Annotated in this window: 21 protein-coding genes; 9 read left to right on the top strand and 12 right to left on the bottom strand. The window is 73.2% G+C overall.

Annotated elements, in window-relative coordinates; genetic code table 11:
• The first annotated feature begins 160 nt into the window (after window positions 1-160).
• The gene (locus AH6_RS17145; protein WP_067480795.1) at window positions 161-400 is read left to right on the top strand and encodes a DUF397 domain-containing protein; all 240 of its coding nucleotides are present in this window, start codon (window positions 161-163) and stop codon (window positions 398-400) included.
• Window positions 401-459: 59 nt separating this feature from the next.
• Window positions 460-2,007: an acyl-CoA synthetase gene (locus AH6_RS17140; RefSeq protein ID WP_067480793.1), complete on the top strand. Its 1,548-nt coding sequence runs from the start codon at window positions 460-462 to the stop codon at window positions 2,005-2,007.
• A 114-nt stretch (window positions 2,008-2,121) separates the two neighbouring features.
• Here the strand turns inward: AH6_RS17140 and AH6_RS17135 are convergent, their stop codons facing one another.
• From AH6_RS17135 to AH6_RS17115, 5 genes are all read right to left on the bottom strand, one after another.
• Entirely contained in the window at window positions 2,122-3,666 is a 1,545-nt protein-coding gene (locus AH6_RS17135; protein ID WP_067480790.1) for a DHA2 family efflux MFS transporter permease subunit, read from the bottom strand.
• Window positions 3,667-4,193: 527 nt separating this feature from the next.
• On the bottom strand, window positions 4,194-5,342 hold the full coding sequence (locus tag AH6_RS17130) for an acyl-CoA dehydrogenase family protein (protein ID WP_067480786.1): 1,149 nt from the start codon (window positions 5,340-5,342) through the stop codon (window positions 4,194-4,196).
• A gap of 4 nt (window positions 5,343-5,346) precedes the next feature.
• Window positions 5,347-6,264: a hydroxymethylglutaryl-CoA lyase gene (locus tag AH6_RS17125; protein WP_218005866.1), complete on the bottom strand. Its 918-nt coding sequence runs from the start codon at window positions 6,262-6,264 to the stop codon at window positions 5,347-5,349.
• On the bottom strand, window positions 6,264-8,261 hold the full coding sequence (locus tag AH6_RS17120; protein WP_067480779.1) for an acetyl/propionyl/methylcrotonyl-CoA carboxylase subunit alpha: 1,998 nt from the start codon (window positions 8,259-8,261) through the stop codon (window positions 6,264-6,266). Before AH6_RS17120 ends, AH6_RS17125 begins: the two co-directional genes overlap by 1 nt.
• An 8-nt stretch (window positions 8,262-8,269) precedes the next feature.
• The gene (locus AH6_RS17115) at window positions 8,270-9,874 is read right to left on the bottom strand and encodes a carboxyl transferase domain-containing protein (RefSeq protein WP_067480776.1); all 1,605 of its coding nucleotides are present in this window, start codon (window positions 9,872-9,874) and stop codon (window positions 8,270-8,272) included.
• An 82-nt stretch (window positions 9,875-9,956) separates the two neighbouring features.
• On the opposite strand from AH6_RS17115, the gene AH6_RS17110 reads away from it, so the two are divergent.
• On the top strand, window positions 9,957-10,523 hold the full coding sequence (locus AH6_RS17110; RefSeq protein ID WP_067480774.1) for an SACE_7040 family transcriptional regulator: 567 nt from the start codon (window positions 9,957-9,959) through the stop codon (window positions 10,521-10,523).
• Window positions 10,524-10,535: 12 nt separating this feature from the next.
• Here AH6_RS17110 and AH6_RS17105 read toward each other — a convergent pair whose 3' ends face one another.
• The gene (locus tag AH6_RS17105) at window positions 10,536-11,993 is read right to left on the bottom strand and encodes an extracellular solute-binding protein (protein WP_067480771.1); all 1,458 of its coding nucleotides are present in this window, start codon (window positions 11,991-11,993) and stop codon (window positions 10,536-10,538) included.
• A gap of 4 nt (window positions 11,994-11,997) precedes the next feature.
• The gene (locus tag AH6_RS17100) at window positions 11,998-14,052 is read right to left on the bottom strand and encodes a vWA domain-containing protein (RefSeq protein ID WP_067480768.1); all 2,055 of its coding nucleotides are present in this window, start codon (window positions 14,050-14,052) and stop codon (window positions 11,998-12,000) included.
• Between the two features lie 192 nt (window positions 14,053-14,244).
• Between AH6_RS17100 and AH6_RS17095 the strand changes: the two genes are divergently transcribed.
• Together AH6_RS17095 and AH6_RS45030 are read left to right on the top strand one after the other, a co-directional pair.
• On the top strand, window positions 14,245-15,798 hold the full coding sequence (locus tag AH6_RS17095; protein WP_067480765.1) for an AMP-binding protein: 1,554 nt from the start codon (window positions 14,245-14,247) through the stop codon (window positions 15,796-15,798).
• A 78-nt stretch (window positions 15,799-15,876) separates the two neighbouring features.
• Complete coding sequence (locus AH6_RS45030) at window positions 15,877-16,683, top strand: hypothetical protein (protein ID WP_067480762.1); 807 nt, start codon at window positions 15,877-15,879, stop codon at window positions 16,681-16,683.
• A gap of 102 nt (window positions 16,684-16,785) precedes the next feature.
• Here the strand turns inward: AH6_RS45030 and AH6_RS17085 are convergent, their stop codons facing one another.
• The 4 genes from AH6_RS17085 to AH6_RS17070 are packed head-to-tail and all read right to left on the bottom strand — an operon-like array spanning window position 16,786 to window position 20,319.
• A complete protein-coding gene (locus tag AH6_RS17085) occupies window positions 16,786-17,592 on the bottom strand; it encodes an adenosylcobinamide amidohydrolase (RefSeq protein WP_169807867.1) in 807 nt (268 codons plus the stop codon).
• Window positions 17,589-18,359 carry an ABC transporter ATP-binding protein gene (locus AH6_RS17080; RefSeq protein WP_067480759.1) on the bottom strand — a complete coding sequence of 257 codons (771 nt, stop codon included), beginning with the start codon at window positions 18,357-18,359 and terminating at the stop codon, window positions 17,589-17,591. Before AH6_RS17080 ends, AH6_RS17085 begins: the two co-directional genes overlap by 4 nt.
• Complete coding sequence (locus AH6_RS17075) at window positions 18,356-19,408, bottom strand: FecCD family ABC transporter permease (protein WP_067480756.1); 1,053 nt, start codon at window positions 19,406-19,408, stop codon at window positions 18,356-18,358. Before AH6_RS17075 ends, AH6_RS17080 begins: the two co-directional genes overlap by 4 nt.
• A complete protein-coding gene (locus AH6_RS17070; RefSeq protein WP_067480753.1) occupies window positions 19,405-20,319 on the bottom strand; it encodes an ABC transporter substrate-binding protein in 915 nt (304 codons plus the stop codon). The genes AH6_RS17075 and AH6_RS17070 overlap by 4 nt, the downstream gene beginning before the upstream one ends.
• A 261-nt stretch (window positions 20,320-20,580) precedes the next feature.
• Between AH6_RS17070 and AH6_RS17065 the strand changes: the two genes are divergently transcribed.
• From AH6_RS17065 to AH6_RS17055, 3 genes are read left to right on the top strand one after another with little or no spacing between them, the layout of a single operon-like run.
• On the top strand, window positions 20,581-21,243 hold the full coding sequence (locus AH6_RS17065) for a TetR/AcrR family transcriptional regulator (protein ID WP_067480751.1): 663 nt from the start codon (window positions 20,581-20,583) through the stop codon (window positions 21,241-21,243).
• Complete coding sequence (locus tag AH6_RS17060) at window positions 21,240-21,617, top strand: VOC family protein (RefSeq protein ID WP_067480748.1); 378 nt, start codon at window positions 21,240-21,242, stop codon at window positions 21,615-21,617. The genes AH6_RS17065 and AH6_RS17060 overlap by 4 nt, the downstream gene beginning before the upstream one ends.
• Before the next feature lie 27 nt (window positions 21,618-21,644).
• On the top strand, window positions 21,645-22,385 hold the full coding sequence (locus AH6_RS17055; RefSeq protein WP_083982987.1) for an alpha/beta hydrolase: 741 nt from the start codon (window positions 21,645-21,647) through the stop codon (window positions 22,383-22,385).
• Window positions 22,386-22,508: 123 nt separating this feature from the next.
• Here the strand turns inward: AH6_RS17055 and AH6_RS17050 are convergent, their stop codons facing one another.
• Entirely contained in the window at window positions 22,509-22,937 is a 429-nt protein-coding gene (locus AH6_RS17050) for a hypothetical protein (RefSeq protein WP_067480745.1), read from the bottom strand.
• Window positions 22,938-23,042: 105 nt separating this feature from the next.
• On the opposite strand from AH6_RS17050, the gene AH6_RS17045 reads away from it, so the two are divergent.
• Window positions 23,043-23,948, top strand: a complete 906-nt coding sequence (locus AH6_RS17045) for a type IV toxin-antitoxin system AbiEi family antitoxin (protein WP_157431530.1) — start codon at window positions 23,043-23,045, stop codon at window positions 23,946-23,948.
• The last annotated feature ends 31 nt before the right edge of the window (window positions 23,949-23,979 follow it).

Genomic DNA, 23,979 nt, shown 5'->3' with positions numbered 1-23,979 from the left:
GGCGTTCGCTATCTTGCTCCCCAAGCCGTGCAGATGCAAGACCGTCTGCATGAACGAATGCAAGAACGAATGCACGTGCATCTCGTACCATCGCCATGGGGCGGGGCGAGACCGCGGCCTCCCGGCAGGGGGGCGGAACCGCTTTTCAAGGGGGCTTTTGATGGACGCCTATGACCCGCTCGACCCGCTCGACCGCGGCCGGCAGCGCCTGGTCTGGCAGAAGAGCCGGCGCAGCAATCCGAGCGGCAACTGCGTGGAGCTGGCCGAACTGCCCACCGGCGACATCGCGGTGCGCAACTCGCGGTACCCGGAGGGGCCGATCCTGATCTACACGCGCGCCGAGGTCGAGGCGTTCGTCGGCGGCGCCAAGGACGGGGACTTCGACCACATGCTGGTCTGAGCGGGAAGTAAACCGAATCCCGTTCCATTCGTGGGTGCGGCCCGGTAGCGTGCGAAGGCATGCACCTGGGGCAGATCGCCGCGCAGACGCCCGACAAGCCCGCCGTGATCATGGCGGGCTCCGGACGCGTCGTCACCTACCGCGAGCTGGACGAGGAGTCCAACCGGCTCGCGCAGCTGCTGCACGCCGAGGGGCTGCGCCCCGGCGACCACATCGCGTTCATGCTGGAGAACCACCCGCTCTTCCTGGCCGTCGCCTGGGCCGCGCAGCGGTCGGGGCTCTACTACACCGCCGTCAGCTCCCGCCTCCAGCCCGACGAGCTGGCCTACATCGTCGCCAACTGCGAGGCCCGCGCCTTCGTCAGCAGCGCCGCGCTCGGCGGCACCGCCGCCGCGGTCGCCGAGCGCACGCCGGGCGTCCGGCTGCGCCTCATGCTCGACGGCACCGCGCCCGGCTTCGACTCCTACGAGGAGCGCGTCGCCGCCCACCCGCCCGTCCCGCTCGCCGAGGAGCGCGAGGGCTCGGACATGCTCTACTCCTCGGGCACCACCGGCCGCCCCAAGGGCGTCAAACCGCCGCTTCCGCTGGTGGAGATGGGCACGCCCGGCCCGCTGTACCGGCTCATCTCCCTGCTGTTCCAGCCCGACGGCGATTCGGTCTACCTGTCGCCCGCGCCGCTGTACCACGCCGCGCCGCTGCGCTACTGCCTGAACTTCCACCGCTTCGGCGCGACCGTCGTGGTGATGGAGAGGTTCGACGCCGAACAGGCCCTGGCGCTGATCGAGCGGTACGGCGTCACCCACAGCCAGTGGGTGCCGACCATGTTCATCCGGATGTTGAAGCTGCCGCCGGAGGTCCGCGCCGGGTACGACGTGTCGAGCCTCAAGCACGCCGTGCACGCCGCCGCGCCCTGCCCCGTCCCGGTGAAGGAGCGGATGATCGAGTGGTGGGGCCCGGTCGTCCAGGAGTACTACGCCGGGACCGAGGGCAACTGCTTCGTCTACGCGGGCGCCGCCGACTGGCTCGCGCACAAGGGCACCGTGGGACGGCCGCTGCTCGGCGAGATCCACGTGTGCGACGAGCGGGGCGCGGAGCTGCCGCCGGGCACGCCCGGCACCCTCTACTTCGGTGGCGGCCCCACCTTCGAGTACCACGGCGACCGCGCCAAGACCGAGGCCGCCCGCGACCCCTGGGGGCACGGCTGGACCACCCTCGGCGACGTCGGCTACGTGGACGGGGACGGCTTCCTCTACCTCACCGACCGCCGCTCCTACATGATCATCAGCGGCGGCGTGAACATCTACCCGCAGGAGGCCGAGAACCTGCTGGCCGTGCATCCCGCCGTCGCCGACGTCGCGGTGCTCGGCGTGCCCGACGCCGAGATGGGCGAGGCGGTCAAGGCCGTCGTCCAGCCCGCCGACCCCGGCCGCGCGGGGCCGGAGCTGGCGGCCGAGCTGATCGCCCACTGCCGCGAGCACCTGGCGCACTACAAGTGCCCGCGCTCGGTGGACTTCCGCGACGAGCTGCCCCGCCACCCCACCGGCAAGCTCTACAAGCGGCTCCTGAAGGACGAGTACTGGAAGGACCACCGCGCCGCGCCCGCGTAGCGCCGCCGGACGCCGGACGGCGCGCAGCCCGCTTCTGGCGGCCCGCGACGGCGAACGCCCCGTTCCCGGACCGTGCGGTCCGGGAACGGGGCGTCGGTGGTGCGGGTCGAACCCCTAGTGCATCGGCATGGGGGCGTCGATCGGCGCCTTCGGCTTCTTGCGCGGCAGCATCAGCGCCGGCAGGAAGGCGAACGCCAGCAGCACCAGCGACCACCAGTAGGTGGTCTGGAAGGCGTTGGCCATCTTCTCGACGAACGCCATCAGCTGCTCGGGCGACGGCTTGGGCGCGTTCGGGTCGGCCGCGTGCGCCAGCCCGCCGGACGGCAGGCCCTCGGCCTCCATCCGGGAGGTCAGCAGCACCGCGATGAAGGCGGTGCCGATGGAGCCGGCGACCTGCTGGATGATGTTCAGCCCGGTGCTGGCCCGCGGCACCTCGTCGTGCTGGAGGGTCTGCATGGCCGCCGACATGGTCGGCATCATGGTCATGCCCATGCCCATGCCCATCACGAACAGCGCGAGGCCGAGCGTCCAGTACGAGGAGTCCGGGGTGATCTGGAACGCGAAGCCCGCCACGCCCAGCACCACCACCGACAGGCCCACCAGCACGACCTTGCCCGGACCGAGCTTGTCGGTGAGCTTGCCGCCGATCGGCATGGTGACCATCGCGCCCAGGCCCTGCGGGGCCAGCAGCAGCCCCGAGGCGAACGCGGTCTCGCCGCGCACCGACTGGTAGTACAGCGGCAGCACCAGCATCGCGCCGAAGAACGCGCACGCGAACAGCACCATGGTGCCCGACGACGCCGCGACCGAGCGGCGCTTGAACAGCCGCAGGTCGATCAGCGGGTTGGTGTTGCCGCGGCGCAGCGCGTGCACGGTGAAGCCGATGATGAGCAGCGCGCCGGCGATCGTGGTGCCCAGCACGTCACCGCGGCCGAAGTCGTTCTTCTCCGCGCCGGTGGCCAGGCCGTAGATCAGCATGGCGAGACCGGGCGACAGCAGCACCAGCCCGAGGAAGTCCAGCCGCTCGGCCCGCTTGGGCTCGTCCTTCTTCAGGATGCGGAAGGCCAGGAACAGCGCGACCGCGCCGATCGGCACGTTGATGTAGAAGATCCAGCGCCAGGAGACGTCGTCCACCAGCCAGCCGCCCAGGATGGGGCCCGCGATCGGGCCGAGCAGCATCGGGATGCCGACGATGCTCATCACCTGGCCGACCCGCTGCGGCCCGGCCGCCTGGGTCAGGATCGTCATGCCGGCCGGCATGATCATGCCGCCGCCCAGGCCCTGCAGCACGCGGAAGGCGATCAGGGACTTGTCGTCCCAGGCCATGCCCGCCAGCGCCGAGCCGGCCACGAACAGCGCGATGGAGATCATGTACAGCCGCTTGGTGCCGAACCGGGCCGAGGCCCAGCCGGTCACCGGGATGACGGTCGCCAGCGCCAGGGTGTAGCCGGTCGCCACCCACTGGATGGTCGGCAGGGTCGAGTCGAAGTCCTCGACCAGGTGCTTGAGGGCGACGTTGACGACCGTCACGTCCAGGATGGACATGATGGCGCCGAGGACGACGACCATGGCCACCGCGAGCACGCCGCGATCCAGGCCGCCGCCGTCGGACGCCGGGGGTGGGCCGTCCGTCGCCTTGGGTGAGGCGGGAGCGGTCAAGTCTGTTCCAATCGTCAGGGCACGTGCGGGCAGCGTCGGCCGCAGGCCGGGGTCGGGGGATACCGCAGCAAAATACTGCAGTGACTGACATTTTCGCGAACGATTAAACGAGCGAGGTTTGGTGAGTATTCCACTGAGGTCTGACATTTTCGGCGGGTCCGCCCAGCTCGTCACCCCAGTCCAGTCCCTGAAGCCCGCTTGAGGTCAAGCCGGTGTGACGTACCCGACACCGGGGTGTGCCCGCCGAGGGTACCGACTTGCGGACGGACCGGAACTCGTCGTCGATTCGCTGACAGGTTCGGTTCCGGTCACCTGGCCGCCGTGAGCGTCCCTGGAGGGGAGAGGTCAGGGCGTGACGGCGCGTAGCCGCGCGGCCGCGTCCTCGGAGGACACGTCGGTGACGAACGCGCCCGCGCCCGCCTCGGCGGAGGCCAGGAACTTCAGCTTGTCGGGATGGGGCTGAAAAAGGTTTGGGCGCGGCCGTTCCCGGTAAGGGAGTGGCCGCGCCCATTGGTGGGGCGGGCGGGTCAGTTGTTGGGCAGGCCGAGGGCGCGGGCGATCAGCATCCGCTGCACCTCGGAGGTGCCCTCGCCGACCTCCAGGATCTTGGCGTCGCGGTAGAAGCGGCCGACCGCGTACTCGTTCATGAAGCCGTAGCCGCCGAAGACCTGCGTGGCGTCGCGGGCGTTGTCCATCGCCGCGTTGGAGGCGACCAGCTTGGCGATCGCCGCCTCCTTCTTGAACGGCTCGCCCGCCAGCATCTTCGCCGCCGCCGCGTAGTAGGCGAGGCGCGCGGTGTGCGCGCGGACCTCCATGTCGGCGACCTTGAACTGGATGGCCTGGTAGCGGCCGATCTCCTTGCCGAACGCCTCGCGCTCGCGGACGTAGCGCAGGCACTCGTCCACGCAGCCCTGGGCGAGGCCGACCGACAGCGCGGCGATCGCGATGCGGCCCTCGTCCAGGATGCGCAGGAACTGGGCGTAGCCCCGGCCGCGCTCGCCGACCAGGTTCTCGGCGGGCACGCGCACGTCGTCGAAGGACAACTCGCGGGTGTCGGAGGCCGACCAGCCCACCTTGGAGTACTTGCGGCCCACGGTGAAGCCGGGCGTGCCGTTCGGGACGATGATCGTGGAGATCTCGTTCTCGCCGGTGAAGGCGGTGACGGTCACGAACGCGGTGATGTCGGTGCCGGAGTTGGTGATGAACGACTTGGAGCCGTTGATCACCCAGTGGTCGCCGTCCAGCCGCGCGGTGGTGCGCATGCCGCCGGGGACGTCGGAGCCGCCGCCCGGCTCGGTCAGGCCGAACGCCGCCAGCTTCTCGCCGGAGGTCAGCACCGGCAGCCACGTGGCGCGCTGGGCGTCGGAGCCGAAGCGGTAGATCGGCATGGCGCCGAGCGAGACGCCCGCCTCCAGCGTGATGGCGACCGAGGAGTCGACGCGGGCCAGCTCCTCCAGCGCCAGGCACAGGGTGAAGTAGTCGCCGCCCATGCCGCCGTGCTCCTCGGGGAACGGCAGGCCGAACAGCCCCATCTTGCCCATCGCCGCGACGATCTCGTAGGGGAACTCGCCGCGCTCGTACAGGTCGCCGATCACCGGGGCCACGGTCTGGCGGGCGAACCGCTCGACGGTGCTCCGCAGCTCCTCCTGGTCGGCGGTGAGCTTGAAGTCGATCATTACGTCACTCCTTGGGGGACAGGGCCTGCACGACGCGGGACGGGCTGGGGCGGCCGAGTTGCGCGGCCATCCACCGGCTGGTGGCGACCAGCCGGTCGAGGTCGACGCCGGTCTCGACGCCGAGCCCGTTCAACATCCACACCAGGTCCTCGGTGGCGAGGTTGCCGGTGGCGGACTCGGCGTACGGGCAACCACCGAGGCCGCCCGCCGAGGCGTCCACGACCGTGACGCCCGCCTGGAGGGCGGCCAGGGTGTTCGCCAGGGCCTGCCCGTAGGTGTCGTGGAAGTGGACCGCGAGGTCGCCGGCGTCGAGGCCCGCCTCGCGCAGCGCGCCGACCAGCGCGGTGACCTGGCCGGGCGTGCCGACGCCGATGGTGTCGCCGAGGCTGAGCTGGTCGCAGCCCATCGCCATCATGCGGGTGGCGACCGACACGACCTGGGAGACCGGCACCGCGCCCTCCCACGGGTCGCCGCACACCATCGACACGTACGCGCGCACCCACAACCCCTCGGCGCGGGCGCGCTCCACGACCGGCGCGAACATGTCCAGGGACTCGGCCACGGTCCGGTTGAGGTTGCGGCGCGCGAAGGTCTCGGTGGCGCTGCCGAAGATCGCGATCTCCTTGACGCCGAGGGCCAGCGCCCGGTCCAGGCCGCGTTCGTTGGGGACCAGGACGGGGCGCGGGCCGCCGCCGGGCGGCAGCGCCTTGAGCAGTTCCTCGGCGTCGGCGAGCTGCGGCACCCATTTCGGGTGCACGAAGCTGGTGGTCTCGATCGTGGTCAGGCCCGCGGCGGCGAGGCGGGCCACGAACTCGGCCTTCACCTCGACCGGGACGACCGCCTTCTCGTTCTGCAGGCCGTCGCGCGGGCCGACCTCGTAGATCGTGACCCGCTCGGGCAGGCCGGGCAGCGGGGTGGGCATCATTCCTCCTCGACCACGGGCTCGTCGGCCGCGGGCTCGATCACGGCGAGCACGGCGTCCAGCGCGACCTGCGCGCCCGCCCGGACCGGCAGCCGGGCGACCACGCCCGCGACCGGCGCGGTGACGGTGTGCTCCATCTTCATCGCCTCGACCACCACCAGCGGCTGGCCCTCGGCGACCCGCTCGCCCTCGGCGGCCTTGACCGCCAGGACGGTGCCGGGCATCGGGCTGCGCAGCACGCCGTCCCCGGCGGCGGCGTCCGCGCCCCCGCCCTCGGCGCGGACGTGCTCGGTCAGCGCCCAGGTGCGGCCGTCGCGGCCCAGCCAGAGCGTGTCGCCGTCGCGGGCGGCGGCGAAGGTGAGCGCGCGGCCGTCGTAGGTGAGGGTGAGCGTGTCGTCGTGCCTGGTGAGCGCGGCGGGCGCGGTGGTGCCCGCGACGTCCACCTCGGCGTCGTGGGCGCGGCCCCGGACGCGGACCTCGACGGGCTCGCCGCCGGACGGCGTGATGATCCACGGCGTCCACGCGGGCGCGCCCGGCCGCCAGCCGTCCGGGATCTCCCACGGGTCGGGATCGGCGGTCTCCAGCGACGCCATGCGCTCCAGCGCGGCGGTCGCCAGGACCTCCGGCGGCGTCGCCGCGCCGTCGTTGAGCTCGTCCAGAACGCGTTCGACCAGCCCGGTGTCCAGGCGTCCGGCCATGACCTCGGGGTGCCGGAGCAGCGACCGCAGGAACGCCACGTTCGTGGGCACGCCGAGCAGCCGGTAGCCCGCCAGCGCCCGGTCGGCGCGGCGCAGCGCCTCGGCGCGGTCGGCCCCCCAGGTGATCACCTTGGCGAGCATCGGGTCGTAGGAGCCGCCGACCTCGGTGCCCTCGTCCAGCCCGGAGTCCACGCGCACGTGGTCGCCGGACGGCTCGGCCAGCGCGAGGACGGTGCCGCCGGTCGGCAGGAAGCCGCGCGCCGGGTCCTCGGCGTAGACGCGGGTCTCGACGGCGTGCCCGTGGAACGACACTGACCCTTGGTCGAACGGCAACGGCTCGCCCGCGGCGGCGCGCAGTTGCAGCTCGACGAGGTCGAGGCCGGGCCGCCCGTCGATCGCGGTCGCCATCTCGGTGACCGGGTGCTCGACCTGGAGGCGGGTGTTCATCTCCATGAAGAAGTACTCGCCGGGCCGGTCGGCCGACACGATGTACTCGACCGTGCCAGCGCCGACGTAGCCGACGGCCTGCGCGGCGGCGACGGCGCTCGCCCCCATGCGCCGGCGCGTCTCCTCGTCCAGCAGCGGGCTCGGCGCCTCCTCCACGATCTTCTGGTGGCGGCGCTGGAGGCTGCACTCGCGCTCGCCGAGGTGGACGGCGTTGCCGTGCGCGTCGGCGAAGACCTGGATCTCGATGTGCCGGGGGTTGGCCACGAACCGCTCGGCCAGCAGCGTGTCGTCGCCGAACGAGGCGCGCGCCTCGCGGCGGGCCGACGCGATCGCCTCGGGCAGCCCGGCGGCGTCGCGCACCAGCCGCATGCCCTTGCCGCCGCCGCCCGCCGACGGCTTCAGCAGCACCGGCAGGCCGACCTCCAGCGCGGCGATGGCGAGTTCCTCGTCCGACAGGCCCGCCTCGTCGCGGCCCGGCACGACCGGGACGCCCGCGGCGGCGACGGTGCGCTTGGCGCGGATCTTGTCGCCCATCGCCTCGATCGCCTCGGCGGGCGGCCCGACGAACACCAGCCCGGCGTCGGCGCAGGCGCGTGCGAAGGCGGTGTTCTCCGCCAGGAACCCGTAGCCGGGATGGACGGCCCGCGCGCCGGTCGTGCGGGCCGCCGCGACCACCGCGTCGATGTCCAGGTAGGACGGGACGCGCACCGCCTCGTCGGCCTCGCGCACGTGCCGGGCCCCGGCGTCGGCGTCGCTGTGCACGGCGACCGACCGGATCCCCAGCCGCCGCAGCGTGCGGAAGACCCGGACCGCGATCTCGCCGCGGTTGGCGACCAGAACGCTCTCGAACATCTCGCCCCTCACATCCGGAAGACGCCGTAGCCGACCGGCTCCAGCGGTGCGTTGGCGGCCACCGACAACCCCAGGCCCAGCACGCGGCGCGTGTCGGCCGGGTCGATCACCCCGTCGTCCCACAACCGCGCGGTGGAGTAGTAGGGGTTGCCCTGCTCCTCGTACTGCGCGCGGATCGGGTCCTTGAACGCCTCTTCCTCCTCGGCGCTCCAGGCGTCGCCGAGCTGGTCGCGGCGCACGGTCGCCAGCACGCTGGCGGCCTGCTCGCCGCCCATCACCGAGATCCGCGCGTTCGGCCACATCCACAGGAAGCGGGGCGAGTAGGCGCGGCCGCACATGGCGTAGTTGCCCGCGCCGAACGAGCCGCCGATCACGACGGTGAACTTGGGCACCCGCGCGCACGACACGGCGGTGACCATCTTCGCGCCGTGCTTGGCGATGCCGCCGGCCTCGTACTCGCGGCCGACCATGAAGCCGGTGATGTTCTGCAGGAACACCAGCGGCACGTTGCGGCGGTCGCACAGCTCGATGAAGTGCGCGCCCTTCTGCGCCGACTCGGCGAACAGGATGCCGTTGTTGGCGATGATCCCGACCGGGTGGCCGTGGATGCGCGCGAAGCCGGTGACCAGCGTGCTCCCGTACTCCTTCTTGAACTCCTGGAACCGCGAACCGTCCACGATCCGCGCGATGACCTCGCGCACGTCGTAGGGGGTGCGCGGGTCGGGCGGCACGACGCCGTACAGCTCGCCGGGGTCGAGCGCGGGCTCCTGCGGCGGCGCGGTCTCCCACGGGCGCGGCTCGCGCGGGCCGAGGGTCGCGACGATGTCGCGGACGATCGCCAGCGCGTGCGGGTCGTCGTCGGCCAGGTGGTCGGTGACGCCCGAGACGCGCGAGTGCAGCTCGCCGCCGCCCAGCTCCTCGGCGGTGACGACCTCGCCGGTGGCGGCCTTCACCAGCGGCGGCCCGCCCAGGAAGATCGTGCCCTGGTTCCGGACGATCACGGCCTCGTCGCTCATCGCCGGGACGTAGGCGCCGCCCGCCGTGCACGAGCCCAGCACCGCCGCGATCTGCGGGATGCCGCGCGCCGACATGGTGGCCTGGTTGTAGAAGATGCGGCCGAAGTGCTCGCGGTCGGGGAACACCTCGTCCTGCCTCGGCAGGAACGCGCCGCCGGAGTCGACCAGGTACACGCACGGCAGCCGGTTGTGCAGGGCCACCTCCTGTGCGCGCAGGTGCTTCTTGACCGTGACGGGGTAGTAGGTGCCGCCCTTGACGGTGGCGTCGTTGGCGACGACCACGCACTCGCGGCCGGAGACCCGGCCGACGCCGGTGATGATCCCCGCGCCGGGCGCCTCGTCGCCGTACATGCCGGTGGCGGCGAGCGGCGACAGCTCCAGGAACGGCGAGCCGGGGTCCAGCAGGGCGTCCACGCGGTCGCGGGGCAGCAGCTTGCCGCGCGCCAGGTGGCGCTCGCGGGCGCGGTCGGGGCCGCCGCGCCCGGCGCGGTCCACGCGGTCGCGCAGTTCGGCGGCCAGGGCCTGGTTGTGCGCCGCGTTCTCCTTGAAGGCGGCGCCGCCCGGATCGGCGCGTGTGCCCAGCTCAGGTGCGGTCATCACCCGTCCTCATCGACAGTTAACGCTCATTAACAAGGCCGATGTTAACGCTCGTTAACATCGTTCGTCTACACTCTCCATCATGACCGGGACCGTGGGCGCCAACCCGCGCCGCGCCGAGATCCTGGGCGCGGCGGCCGAACTGTTCGCGCGCCGCGGCTACCACGGCACCTCCATCGGCGACCTGGGCCGCGCCGTGGGCCTCACCGGCCCCGCCCTGTACCGGCACTTCCGCGGCAAGGAGGCCGTGCTCGCCGAGATGTTGCTGGACATCAGCGACCGGCTGCGCGCCGAGGGCGCCCGGCGCGCCGCTGATCCCGACCCCACGTGCGCACTGGACGCCTTGCTGCGTTGGCAGATCGCCTTCGCGCTCGACAACCCTGCGCTGATCACCGTGCACGAGCGCGAGCTGGACAACGTGCCGCAGCCGCAGCGGCACGAGATCCGCCGCCTCCAGCGCGCCTACGTGGAGGAGTGGGTGGCGGTGCTGCGCCGCCTGCACCCCGGACGGCCCGAGGAGCGCCTGCGCGCGGCCGTGCACGCCTGTTTCGGGCTGCTCAACTCCACCCCGCACAGCGCGTCCGGCCTGGACCGCGCCGCGATGGCCGATCTGCTGCACACCATGGCCCGCGCTGCCCTGATGGTTTGAGTACGTTGCTTCTCAGCAGGGGGTGATACGGCCGTCCAGGGAGTCTTCGATCGCCTTGGCGAATGAGTCCTTGGTCGGCCTGCGCGGCGCGCCCGGCTGCTCCATGCGCGGTAGCAACCCGAGCAGGCACGTCCGCAGCACCGCGCTGAAGGTGCTGTAGTGCTCCGACGTCGGGCGGCGTTCGGCGTTGGCCAGCGCTTTCATCGTCGCGTTGGCGAGTTCGGTGAGCTGTGCGGTGGTGACGTTGTCGGATTCGCCGGACGGCTCGGCGTTCGGGTCCAGCGGAGGCAGTTGGGAGCAGGCCGCCACGTTCCGTTCCTGCACTACCGCTTTCGCCGGTGGCACGGGTTGCAGGCCGAACGCCGAGTAGCGGGTGGGCGCGAAGCCGCCGCAGGAGAACAACCGCCGCTGCGACTCGGTGCGCGTCAGGTAGTCGATCAGCTTGAGCGCGGCGGCCGGGCGGCGGGACCGCGCCGGGACGGCGAGGTTCTGGCCGCCCAGCACGGTCGCGCCGGGGCGCGGCGCGACCTGGAAGCGCAGCTCGCCGTTGCCGGGGCCCTGCCGCATCCGCAGGTCGGAGGCCAGGAAGCGGTAGGCGTTGATCCAGTGGCGCAGCACCTTGCCGTCGCGGCGGCCCGAGGCGAACTCCTCCATGCTCTCGGTCTCCTGGAACGACTGCTGGCCGCCCGACGCGTCGTCCTTGGACATGCTGGTGGCCAGGCGTTCCAGCGCGGGGAAGACGTCGTCGGCCAGGACGGCGCGGCTCGTGGCCCGTCCGGCGGTGAGGGCGTGCCGCGCGCCGTTGTTCCAGACCGACTCCAGGATGTTGACGGTCAGGCCCTCGTAGTCGGCGAACTGGGCGATGTAGCCCTGGCCGAGCATCTGCTCCTGGGTGGCGGGCGGGGTGGTGCCCTTGAGGTGGTACATGAGGCCGACGTCCAGGTTGAACGGCACCGCGTAGCGTTCGCCCCGGTACTCGCCCGCCGCCACCGTGTCGGGGAGGAAGTCGCCGTCGAAGCCTTGGCGGAGCGCCTGCGGCCAGGACGGGATGTCCGCCAGCTTCGTCAGCAATCCGGCTCCGGCGAACTCGGCGGTCAGCGGCGAGTCCAGGATGGCGACGTCGGGTACGCAGTCGCGGGCGTTCAGTGTCGCCCAGAGTTGCGAGCGCTGCTGGTCGGCTGACGGCGACACCTCCACCAGCCGCGCATCCACGTGGTCGGGGCCGCCGAGGTCGCCGTCGTTCCAGGCGCGGATGAGGTTCTGCCGCTGGGCGTTGAGGCTGGCGTCGGTGCCGCCGACGACGGTGATGCGCTCGTCGCAGTGCGCGGCCATGGCGGGGTAGCCGGGCGGTTCGTGGTCGGCGGCCCACAGGCCGATCGGGAGCGTCACGAGGACGCCCGCCGCCATCGCGACGGCGGCCCGCAGGGACGGCCGCCGCGCCCGCCCGGCGGGGGTGCCCGTGGAGGTCATCGGATCACCGCATCCCGGCCAGGAGCCGCGCGGCCTGCACCGCGTCGGGCTCGCCCGTCAGCGCCGCGCACGATCCGCCCATGACCTCGACGATCTCGGGCAGCGGCGCGGTCCCGCAGCCGGTGGGGCCGGTCGGCACCAGCGTGAGCCGCAACTTCGGGCGGCGTTCGCGCAGCTCTTCCAGGGCGCGGCGGTCGGCGGCGGGTAGCGGACGCTCGCTCTGCCCGTCGCTCACCACGACCAGCCGGCCGGTGTCGTCGGTGACCGGGGCGCGGGCGATCGCGCTGGTCAGGGGCAGGTCCTTGCCGGAGGGGATCTGCGCGCGCAGGCCGTCGGTCACCTTGCGGCGCTGCTCGGCGGTGGCCAGGCCGGAGGCGATGACCTCGTGGGGCGCGTCGCGACCGCCCGCGCGGGAGAAGGCGGACAGCGCCACGTCGTCGCCCTCGTTGAGCTGGGTCACCACGTTCTGGAGCAGCCCGGCCGCGCGGGCGAGGCGCGAACCGCTCTGCTGCGCCGAGGCGGGCTCGCCCATGGAGCCCGACACGTCCGCCGCCAGGCTGATCGACAACTTGCCGCGGCTCGCGCGCAGGACGTCGAGCGCGGCGCCGGGCCGGGGCGCTTCGGCGTGCAGGGCGGTGGGCGGCACGACGCCGGAGCCCACCCACTGGTCGAGGCCGTTGAGGTAGGGGTGGGCGTAGTCGGCGCCGGGCGTGGCGGGGAACAGGCCCTGGGCGTCGCGGAAGCCCTGCGCGGTCAGCGGGTGCTCCCGCAACCAGCGGTGCAGGGCGCGGACGGCCTCGTCGCGCGGCCGGTCGTCCTGGCCGCCCCACCTGATCTGGACCGACGGGTAGGTCAGCGACGGCAGGTCGGAGGCGTAGAGCGGGTAGAGCCGCCAGCGCGGGTAGGGCCAGTTCCGGCCCCGGTGGGCGGCGCAGCGGTCGCCGAGCGGCCGTCCCCACAGGTAGTCGTTCAGCAGGTGCTCGGGGACGACGACGGCGAGGCCCTCGGGCGGGTCCTTGCCCTCGGCCGCCTGCCCCCGGATGCGGCACAGCAGCGAGGCCGCGTCGGGGGCGAGCCAGCCGGAGGGGCTGAGGAACTTCTCGGTGTCGCGGTAGGAGGCCGGATGGCGCGCCTTGTAGAGGGTTTCGGTCACCGCGAGGGCGGCGGCGGAACTCTCCGGGAGCGGCCGGGCGATCATGCGCACGCCCGCCTCCTCCAGGGCCTTCACCAGCGCGGGCGTGTTGGGCCAGGCCCCGGGACGGTAGACGCGCCGGTGCTCGGCGGGGAACACCGCGATCACCATCGGCGAGGACACCAGGCCGTCGGCGACGTCGCCGGGCCGGGGGTCCTGCCGCCAGGCGACGGCGTCCTTCTCGCCCTTGGTCGCGGGCATCCACAGGTCGGGCTGCGGGCCGAACATCTGGGCGCCGACCGGCGTCTCGTTCTGCTCCCAGGGGCTGGTGAAGCCCGCCGTCGCCTGGGCGGGGCCCGGCTCGGGGGTGACCTCGACGTGGTAGCGGGGGCAACCGTCGTCGGCGGTGCCGGTGACGAACTCGGCGGCGCTCTGGCGCAGCGCGGCGACGGCGTCGGAGGCGACGGCCGCGCGCAGTTCCAGGGGCGGGCCGCACCGCTCGCCCGTCCCGCCCGCGCCGTCGGCGACCGCCATGGCGACCAGGCAGACCAGGGCCGTTCCGGACGCGCCGACCGACAACCACTTCGCGCCGTCGGCGAACGCGGTGAACCACGGGCCCGGGGACGCGGCACCGTGCGTGAGGTGGGGCAGGTAGCGGAGCGTGAGCCCGAAGGCGGTGGCGACCAGCGTGACCACGCCGAGGCCGATCGCTACGGGAATCCACTCGGCGCGCGCGCCGATCACCGTGATGATGGCCGCGATGATGGCGAGCACGCCGCCGAGCAGCGCCCCCGTCGAGGAGTCGGCGCCGGTGCCGCGCGTCCCGCCGGAGCCGCCGCCCTGCCCGCCGCCCTGCTCGCCCCCGCCGTCGTGCCCCGGCCCGTGCCCTGGTCCCTGTCCTGATCCGCCCTGGTTCGGACCGCTCATCCAGTTTCTCGCCGCCGTAGGTCGCGAAGATCCCCCCGGATCCGCGGCACCAATGATACGTAACGGCGTTGTTTCGGCCAGCGATTCACGTGTCCGGGGTCGGACGCTTTTTCAGGGCGGCGCGGCTTGTCGCCGTCTTCACATCGCCTGTCAGATGGGGACAGGGCAGATCGCCGAGGCGAGGAGCACCGGATGGGCGTCGAGGGTGTCGGCTTCTACGAGATCGCGGCGCACGACCCGGACCGCCCGGCGTTCCTCGGGGGACCGGGCGGGGAGACGCTGTCCTACGGCGCGCTGCACGCCCGGGTGAACCGGTTGACGCACGTGCTGCGCGCGCTCGGCGTGGGGCGCGGCGACGCCGTCGCGACGGTGCTCGGCAACCGGCCGGAGTTCCTGACCGCGCTGCTGGCCGCGTTGCAGAGCGGCGTGTACCTGGTGCCGGTGAGTCGGCACCTCACCGCGCCGGAGATCGGCTATGTGCTGGCCGACAGCGGGGCCCGCGTCGTGCTGAGCGAACGCGCGTTCGCCGGGACGGCGGCGGAGGCGGCCGACGCGGCGGGCATCGCGCCGGAGGCCCGGCTCGCGGTGGACGGCGCGCGGGGATGGGCCGACCTGGACGCGCTGTGCGCCGCCGCCGACCCCGCGCCGCCCGCCGACCGCACGATGGGGTCGATCATGCTCTACACCTCCGGCACCACCGGCCGCCCCAAGGGCGTGCGGCGGCCCGTGCTGGACGTGCCGCCGGAGGTGCTGGTGCAGGTCATGGTGGGGAGCATCGGCCGTCACCTCGATCTGGAGGCCGGTGACGAGGTGCACCTGGCCGTCGGGCCGCTGTACCACTCGGCGCCGTGCATGCACGCGATGATGGCGCTGAACCTGGGGCACGCGGTCGTGGTGGTCCCGCGCTTCGAGCCGGAGGAGACGTTGGCGCTCATCGAGCGGCACCGGGTGACCAACACCTTCATGGTGCCGACGATGTTCCACCGGATGCTGGCGTTGCCGGAAGAGATCCGTCACCACTACGACCTGTCGTCGTTGCGGCAGGTTTTCCACAGCGCCGCGCCGATCCCCGTCGCGACCAAGCAGCGGATGATGGACTGGTGGGGGCCGGTGCTGACGGAGTACTACGGGTCCACCGAGAGCGGCGCGGTCGTGGTGGCGCGTCCGCACGAGTGGCTGGCGCGTCCCGGCACGGTCGGCCACGCCGTGCCGGGCGTCGAGATCAGGATCCTGGGGCCGGACGGGGCCGAGCTGCCGCCCGGCGAGACCGGGCTGATCTACGCGCGCGGGCAGACGGCGTTCGAGTACCACGGCGACCCGGCCAAGACCGCCGCGAGCATGCGCGGCGACCTGTACACGCCCGGCGACCTCGGGCGCCTGGACGGCGACGGCTGGCTCTACATGAGCGACCGGCGCACCGACCTCATCATCTCGGGCGGGGTGAACCTCTACCCGGCCGAGATCGAGGCGGCGCTGCTGCAACACCCGGCGGTCGCCGACGCGGTGGTCATCGGCGTGCCCGAACCCGAGTGGGGGCAGTGGCCGGTCGCGCTGGTCGAGCCCGCCGCCGGTGCCGTCGCGGGCCCGGAGCTGGCGGCGGCGCTGCTGGAGCACTGCGGGCGGCTGCTGGCCAAGGTGAAGCATCCGCGCCGGATCGAGTTCCGGGAGTCGTTGCCGCGCACGCCTTCGGGCAAGCTGAGCCGCAGCCGCGTCCGTGAGGCTTACCTGGAGGAGAAGGCTCTCTGAGGGGGAGGTTCCTGCAAAGGACCGAAATCGTTGGCGTGAACGTTGAACGCGCCCGTGTCCGTTGGCGTACCACTGCACATGACGGACCAGGCGGATCTGAAGGTGGCGCCCTTTCCCTCTGGGGAGGACGAGGTCCCCGTCCCGGCCGGGGCCGAGGTGGCGCGGGTCGGCGACCCGGTCGCGGTGTGGCCCTGCGCGGGGTGCGGACGGCCCGTCCCGCAGCCGGTGCGCGGCGCGCGCACCGTCCGCTACTGCCAGGAGGACGGCGGCGCGTGCGAGCGCGCCGCCCGTGACCGCCGCGACCAGGGGCGTCAGGCACCCGGCCTGACCGGGCAGGTCGCCTGGACGTGGGAGATGGTGGAGCGGCTGGAGCAGGTCGCCGACCAGCTCGCCGGTTCGTTGACGTCCGAGCTGAGCGTGGCGGGCGTGGAGCGCCGGGTCTCCGCCGTGCGCGCCGAGGCGACGGCGGAGGTCGCCGTCGCGCAGGGCGAGCGCGATGCGTCCCAGCGGCAGGCCGAGGCCGCGTGGCGGGAGGTCGCCGCCGCTCGCGCGCGGGCCGACGCCGCCGAGCAGGACGTGGAACGGATGCGCGCCGAGGCGGCCGAGGCCGTCGCCGCCCGCGACCAGGCCCAGGCGCGCCTGCACGAGTGCGAGCAGCGGAACTGGCGGCTGGCCCGCACCGCCGAGGAGATGCGCGCGGCCCTGCACGCCCTCACCGCCGAACGCGACGCCGCGCGCACGGAGGCCGAGCGGGCGCGCCGCCGCGTGGACGCCCTCACCCAGGCCGGGGGACGCCCGGCGGCCGGGAGATGGCCGGACGCCGAACCCGAACCGCCGACGGGACTGCACTCGCTGAACGGCTTCCCGCTTCCCCACGCGGGGTGATCGGGCTTCCGAGCCGACGAGACGGGAGGAGGTGAAGTCACAACAGAGCGCTGGCCCTGCACCGGCCGCCGCGACGTTCCGGGATGTCGCGGCGGCCGGTGCTCAGCGCTGTTCGGCGGTGCGGGGCTCGGGAGCGGAGCGTCCGGCGGCGCGGTCTTCGAGGGTGCCGCGTTCGGGGGTGCGGATTTCGGGGATGCCGAGTTCAGCGTCGCGGGGCGCGGGAGTACCGCGTTCGGCGGCGTCGCGGGCGTCGAGCATCGCCGTGTAGTCGACGGCCCCGGCGTGCACGGCGGCGTGCACGGCGCGGGCGACGCGCGCGCCCCACACCGAGCGCGGCCCCGCGAACGGCTCGGCGTCGCCGCCTTCGGGCGCGGTGACGCAGACGGCGTCGGAGGCGGTGCCGGTCCCGGGGTAGCCCGCCTCCAGCAGCGCCTGCGTCTTGGCCTCGGTGACGGTGATGACGGCGTTGACCAGCGCGGCGTCGGTGAGCGGCACGGGAACGGCGACCACGATGTTGACGGTGCCGGGCCGCCAGGCGGTGATCGGCGCGAGCTCCGGGTCGGCCGTGTCCTCGGGCGCGGCGGCCCAGGTCGGCACGCGCAGGCCGACGGTGGCGGAGGCGTGCACACCGCCGTCGGAGCGCAGGAAGGTGCGGCTCACCGAGGCGGCCGTCAACATCCCGACGCCGGGACCGTCCAGGCCGTAGGCGGCGGCCAGCTCGTGGAGGTGGGCCTCGGGGTCCATGCGGGCGTAGACCCCGGCGACCTGGGCGTTCAGCACCCAGCGGGCGGGGCCGATGCCGCCGCCGACCATCGCCGAGGAGACCGCGCGCAGGCCGTCGCCCGCGCGCCAGACGGTGGCGCCGAGGCGGACGCCGTCCTCCTCGCGCCAGAACAACTCGGGGTTCACGGGCGCTCCAGGGACAGGACGGGACGGCCGTCGGGGCCGGGGGACACGTGCACGCGCGCGTCGAAGTGCTCGGCGATCATACGGCGGGTCAGCACCTCGGCGGGCGGCCCGGCGGCGGCGACCCGGCCGCCCGACAGCAGCACCAGGCCGTCGGCGTACTGCCCGGCGAGCGTCAGGTCGTGGATGGTGGTGACGACCGTCAGCCCGTCGGCGAGCCGCAACCGGTCGATCAGCTCCATGACCTGCTGCTGGTGGCCGATGTCCAGGGCGGTGGTGGGCTCGTCCAGCAGCAGCACCGAGGTCTGCTGCGCCAGCGCGCGGGCGAGCACGACGCGCTGCCGCTCGCCGCCCGACAGGTGGCCCAGCTCGCGGGCGGCGAGGCCGGTGAGGTCGAGGCGCTCCAGGACCTCGTCCGCCACGGCCCGGTCGCGGGCGCTCTCGCGGCCCAGGTGCGGGATGTAGGGGGAGCGGCCCAGCAGGGTGTAGTCGAAGACGGTCATGGCGGACGGCAGGTTCGGCGACTGCGGCGCGTAGGCGACCAGGCGGGCGCGGCGGCGCGGCTTGAGGGCGCGCGGGTCGGCGCCCGCGACGGAGATCTCGCCGCGCGCGGGACGCAGCCCCAGGACGGCGCGCAGCAGCGTGGACTTGCCCGCGCCGTTCGGGCCGATGACGGCCGTCCAGGAACCGGCGGGCGCGCGCATGGTCACGTCGCGGAGCACCGTCCGGCCGTCCAGCTCCACCGACAGGCCCGCGACCTCGACCGTCACGTGTCCACCTGCCGCCGGGAGGCGCGCAGCACCAGCACGAAGAAGGGACCGCCGATGAACGCCGTCACCACGCCCAGCGGCAGCTCGCCGGGGGCCACCACCGTGCGCGCGACGAGGTCGGCCAGCGTCAGGAACGCGGCCCCGCCCAGCAACGACAGCGGCAGCACCACGCGGTAGGAGCCGCCCGCCAGCCGCCGCACGACGTGCGGCACCACGATCCCCACGAACCCGATCAGCCCGCTGAGCGCGACCGCGCACGCCGTCGCCAGCGACGCCGCGGCCAGCACCACCAGCCTGACACGCGCCGCCGACAGTCCGAGCGAGGTGGCCTCCTCGTCGCCGACGCCGAGCACGTCCAGCAGCCGCCCGTGCGCCAGCAGCACGCCGGTGGACACCAGCGCGTACGGGGCCACGACGGCGAGCTGCCGCCAGTCGGCGGACCCGACGCCGCCGAGGATCCAGGCGTAGACGCGCTGGAGCTCCTCGGTGCGCAGCTGCTGGAGGAAGGTCTGCACCGCCGCCAGGAATGTGGAGACCGCGACCCCGGCCAGGACCAGCGTCGCCGCGCCGGACCCGGCGGTGTTGCCCAGCGCGTAGGCGAGCAGGACCCCGGCCAGCGCGCCGACGAACGCCGCCAGCGGAACCCCGAACGACAGGTCGCCGGGCAGCACGACGATCACGAGCGTCGCGCCGACCCCCGCCCCGGCGGCGGCGCCCAGCAGGTAGGGGTCGGCGAGCGGGTTGCGGAACACGCCCTGGTAACCGGCCCCGGCCATGGCCAGCATCCCGCCGACCAGCGCGCCCATCAGGACGCGGGGCAGGCGCAGCTCGAACAGCACGTTCTGCTCGACCGGCGACAGGCCCGAGTCGAGGTGGACCCACGGCAGCCGGTCCAGCAGCTCCCTGACGACGCCGCCGACCGGGAGATCGGCGGCGCCGACCAGCAGCCCGACCAGCAGCGCGGCGGCCAGGACCGTCAGCGCCGCGGCGAGCTGGACCGGCCGCAGCCGGGCCGCGCCGTTGGGGAGGCCCTTGGGAAGGAGGGTCACTTGTGCTTGCGGACCGCGTCGCCGATGGTGGTGACCAGCTCGGGCAGGCGCGGACCCCAGCGGGAGGCGATGTCGTCGTCCAGCTCGACCACGTTCCCCTTCTTGACGGCGGCCAGCCCCGCCCAGCCGGGACGCTTGGCGACGGTGGCGGCGGTCTGGCCGCAGCACTTGGTGTCGGCGAGGAAGACCAGGTCGGGGTTGCTCTTCAGCAGCGCCTCGCGGGACAGCTGCGGGTAGCCGCCGCCGGTCTTGTCGGCGGCGTCGGCGACGTTGCGGAGCCCGAACAGGCCGTAGACCTGCCCGATGAAGGTCTTGGAGGTCACGGTGTGGGACTGCTGGTCGAGCTCGTGGTAGTAGCTGAGGCCCTTGGCGGCCGCGGCGCCCCGCACCGTCTCCTGGATCTTGGTGCGCATGCTGCCGGTGAGCTGCTCGGCCTGCGCGGTGCGGCCGGTGGCCTTGCCGAGGTCGAGGATCTGGTCGTAGACCTCGTCGAGCTTGGCGGCGGCGGGCTCGACCAGGACCGGGACCTTGACCTTCTCCAGCGACTTGACGATGCCGTCCTGGTCGTTGGAGATCACGACCAGGTCGGGCTTGTAGCCGATGATGGCCTCGGCGTTGGGCTTGAAGCCCGACAGCTTGGTCTTGGGGGCCTCGGCCGGGTGGGTGGAGTACTCGTCCACGGCGACGACCTGGGACCCGGCGCCGATGGCGAACAGGGTCTCGGTGTGGGTGGGGGCGAGCGACACGATGCGCTTGGGAGTGGCGGGGATGGTCACGTTGCCGTTGCCCGCCTGGACGGTCACTCCCTGGGCGGCGGGCTTGTCCTGGTCGTCCTTGCCGCTGCCGCCGCAGGCGCTCAGCGCCATGGCACCGGCCACGATGACGGCGCTCAGGGCGCGTACGGATCTCACGAGGGGCCTCCTGGCTGCGGGGAAGACGGGCGGCCCGAGACGGGACGGGTCGGCCTTCCGCGAGGTCGATGGTCGTCGGCGCGCGGAGGCGACCTGGCTCGGCCCGCCGTCGAGACGGGCGCACACAGTTGCGGGACAGCGCCGGATTCGCACCGGACTTCGCTCCGAGACGCGCGTGATCTGCAACGTTATCAGCCGTTCCGGATCGGCCGCGCTGCCGCCCCCTTGACGGAGTGAGCGCTCACTCCGTAGCGTCGGCCCATGCCGTCCTCCCCGCGCCGCGCCCGCGGCATGCCCGCCGACGAGCGCCGCAGCATGATCGTCCAGGCGGCCCTGCCGCTGGTGGCCGCCCGCGGGGACGCGGTGACGACGGCCCAGGTGGCCCGAGCGGCGGGCATCGGCGAGGCGACGATCTTCCGCGTCTTCGCCGACAAGGGGGAGCTGCTGGAGGCGTGCCTGGCGGAGGCGCTGTGCCCGGACCGGGTGCTGGCGGACCTCGCCGCGATCCCCTTGACCGACCCGCTGCCGACCCGGCTGGCGGGGGCGGCGACGGCGATCGAGACGTACCTGGCCCGCATGGGCCAGGTGATCGCGGCCTTGCAGGCGACGGGCCACGACCGGGGCGGACGGCGGACGGACGGCTCCGCGTCCGGCGGCCGGGTCCGTTCGGCGGACGGACCCGCGTCCGGCGGCCGTCCGGCGCCCGACCGTGACGCCGCGATGGACCGGACGCGCGACGCGCTGACCGCCCTGCTCGAACCCGACCGCGACACCCTGCGCCTGCCCCCGGAGCAGATCGCCGAGATCTTCATGGGCACGGTGCTCGCCTGGGCCCGGCCCCCGGCCCGGCGACGCCCGGACCTCACGGATTTCCTGGCGGTGTTCCTGCACGGCGCGACGACCGGAGAGAGGACGCCGGAATGACGATCACGCTGAACCACACCATCGTGCCCGCCCCCGACGGCGACGCGGCCGCCCGCTTCTTCGCCGACGTGCTGGGCCTGGAGTACACCGGCCCGCACCCCCACGCGCGGCACTTCACGCCCGTCAAGGTGAACGGCGACCTGACGCTGGACTTCATGACCGCGCCGGACGCGACGGGCGTCCACCTGGCCTTCGAGACGGACCCCGCCACCTTCGACACAGCTCTGACCCGCCTCCGGGAACGGGACGCCGCCTACGGGGACGCTCCGAACGCTCCCGCCAACGGCCGCGTGGACGAGGCCCACCCCCTGGGCGCGCGCGGCGTCTACTTCGCCGACGAGGGCGGCAACCTCTACGAGCTGTTCTGTCGCTGACCTCCGTGGATCGGCGATCATTGGGACGTGGAGAATCTGGAACCGCTGACGCTCTACACCCGGGACGACGTGCGGCTTGACGCCGGATACCTGCGCGGACCGGACGAGGTCTGCTTCGTGCTGGCGCACGGGTTCACCTGCTCGTGGCGGCAGCCGATGCTCCGCCGGATCGCCGGGGCGCTCAACCGGCACGGCGGGGTGGTCGCGTTCGACTTTCGCGGGCACGGCCGCTCCGGTGGGCGCTCCACGGTCGGTGACCGGGAGGTGCTCGACCTCCAGGCGGCCGTGGAGGCGGCCCGTCGCCGGGGATACGGGCGCGTGGTCACGGTGGGGTTCTCGATGGGCGGCGCGGTGGCGGTGCGGCACGCCGCGCTGCACGGTTCGGTGGACGCCGTGGTGACGGTGAGCGCCCCGGCCCGTTGGTACTACCGGGACACGGTGCCGATGCGGCGCGTCCACTGGGCGATCGAGCGGCGGGCAGGACGGCTGGCGGTGCGGCTGGCGCGGCGCACCCGCGTCGCGGCCAAGGGCTGGGACCCGGTGCCCGAGGCGCCGCACGAGGTCGTGGGGCGGATCGCGCCGGTGCCGTTGCTGGTCGTGCACGGCGATGCCGACGCGTTCCTCCCGCTGGAGCACGCCCGCCAGCTGTTCGAGGCCGCGGGCGAGCCACGCGAACTGTGGATCGAGCCCGGTTTCGGCCACGCGGAGGCCGCGGCGACACCCGAACTGATCGACCGGATCGGAAACTGGGCCTCCCTACAGGAGTGACCCTGCTCAGTCGATGAGGCGGTCGTCCAGATGGGCTCCGTAGAAGTCGGCTTGGCGGGCCACGACGTCGCGCATCGGCGTGCCGTTGATGTGGGCGTGCGGGCCGACCAGGACGGCGTCGCCCTAGAAGACGAGTCGGCCGTCGCGGACGGGGGCGAAATCTTCTTCCTCGTAGAAACGCGTGTGGCAGGCGAAGGCGGTCGCGTGCTCCTTGAGCCAACGTAGTAAGCCGTTGAACAGATCAAAGTCGTCGGGGTGGAGCTCCTGCCGGGCACTGAGGGCCCAGCCGCCCTTCTCCTTGGGCAGCAGGGCGGCGTGGCAGACACCGCCGATGCGCCAGGCCGCACGAGGGGGTCCGAGGAGAGGACGAGGGAGGTTCTCGTACTCGAACCGGCCGTCGTCGTCGACGAAGACCTCGGTGAAGTCGGACACGATCGTCAAGGCGTCGGGCTGGGGACCGGCACCGGTGTGCCAGCTCAGCTCGGCGACCTCGTCGGCGGACAGGCTCGGCGGCAGCTCGGCCGACAGGAGGAGCTCAAAGGAATCTGCCATGCCCCGAACCCTAGAACGCGGGTCCGTCAGCGGGCGGCCGGGAAGTTATCCACAGATCTTGCCGGGGCCTTTCACCGCGCTCTCGCGGCGACCACCATCAGTGACATGAGCAAGCTGAACGTAAGCGAGGACGCAAGCCCGACCGGTCTCGTCACGCCGGTGCTGCGGAAAGAACCCGATCAGGGAACGCCGATCGCGGACCATGCTCTGGCCGTGAAGCCGCTGGTGCCTGACGGAGCCGTCGCCGCACGCGGCACGGCCGCCTGGCTCTGGGGGCTGGACGTCCTCCCTCCGGGAGCGCGGTGGACGGAACGCGAGGTCGATCTGATCCTGCCGTCAGGAGAGGGACCACCGGGAGACGACCCACGCTGGGTGGAGTTACCGGAGGAACACGTCACCGAAGAGTCGGGAGTGCGGCTGACCTCCCTATCCCGGACGGCGCTGGACTGCGCGCGCTGGCTGTCGGAGCCGGAGGCTTTGGCGGCGCTCGACCAGTTCCTGCGGCGCGGGGTCCGCCGGGACGAACTGAGATCGATGGCGCGTCCGCTGACGGGATATCGCGGCAACAAGCGGCTGCGCACGCTGCTGGCGCTCGGTGATGAGGGTGCCGAGTCGCCGGGGGAGAGCCGGACGCGCCTGATCGTCCTGAAAGCCGGCTTCCCCCGCCCGCAGACCCAGATCCCCGTGCGAGGCCCATGCGGCGCATCCCTGTACGTGGACATGGGCTATCCCCAGTACCGGGTCGGCCTGGAGTACGACGGCGAGTCCCATCACTCCGGCCGCCGAGCACGGACCCGGGACATGGGACGCCTTCGCTGGCTGAGAAGCGAGATGGGCTGGGACGTCATCTCCGTGACCAAGGACGTGCTGCCCAGCCCCGGGCCGTACCTCGAAGCGCTCCTCACCGCGCTGCTCCACCGCGGCTGGGACCCCGACGACGCGACCATGGACCGCATCGCCTCCTGCCTCGCCCGCCTCCGACAACGCCGAGCCGGAAGAAAGGGCAGGTGAAGAGGGTGGTGAGGGCATGGGGAAAGCGGGA

It is taken from the genome of Actinomadura hibisca NBRC 15177, assembly GCF_001552635.1.
Lineage (GTDB): Bacteria > Actinomycetota > Actinomycetes > Streptosporangiales > Streptosporangiaceae > Spirillospora > Spirillospora hibisca.
Note: the sequence above shows the minus strand (reverse complement) of the source record. Positions and strands in the feature narration are given on the sequence as shown.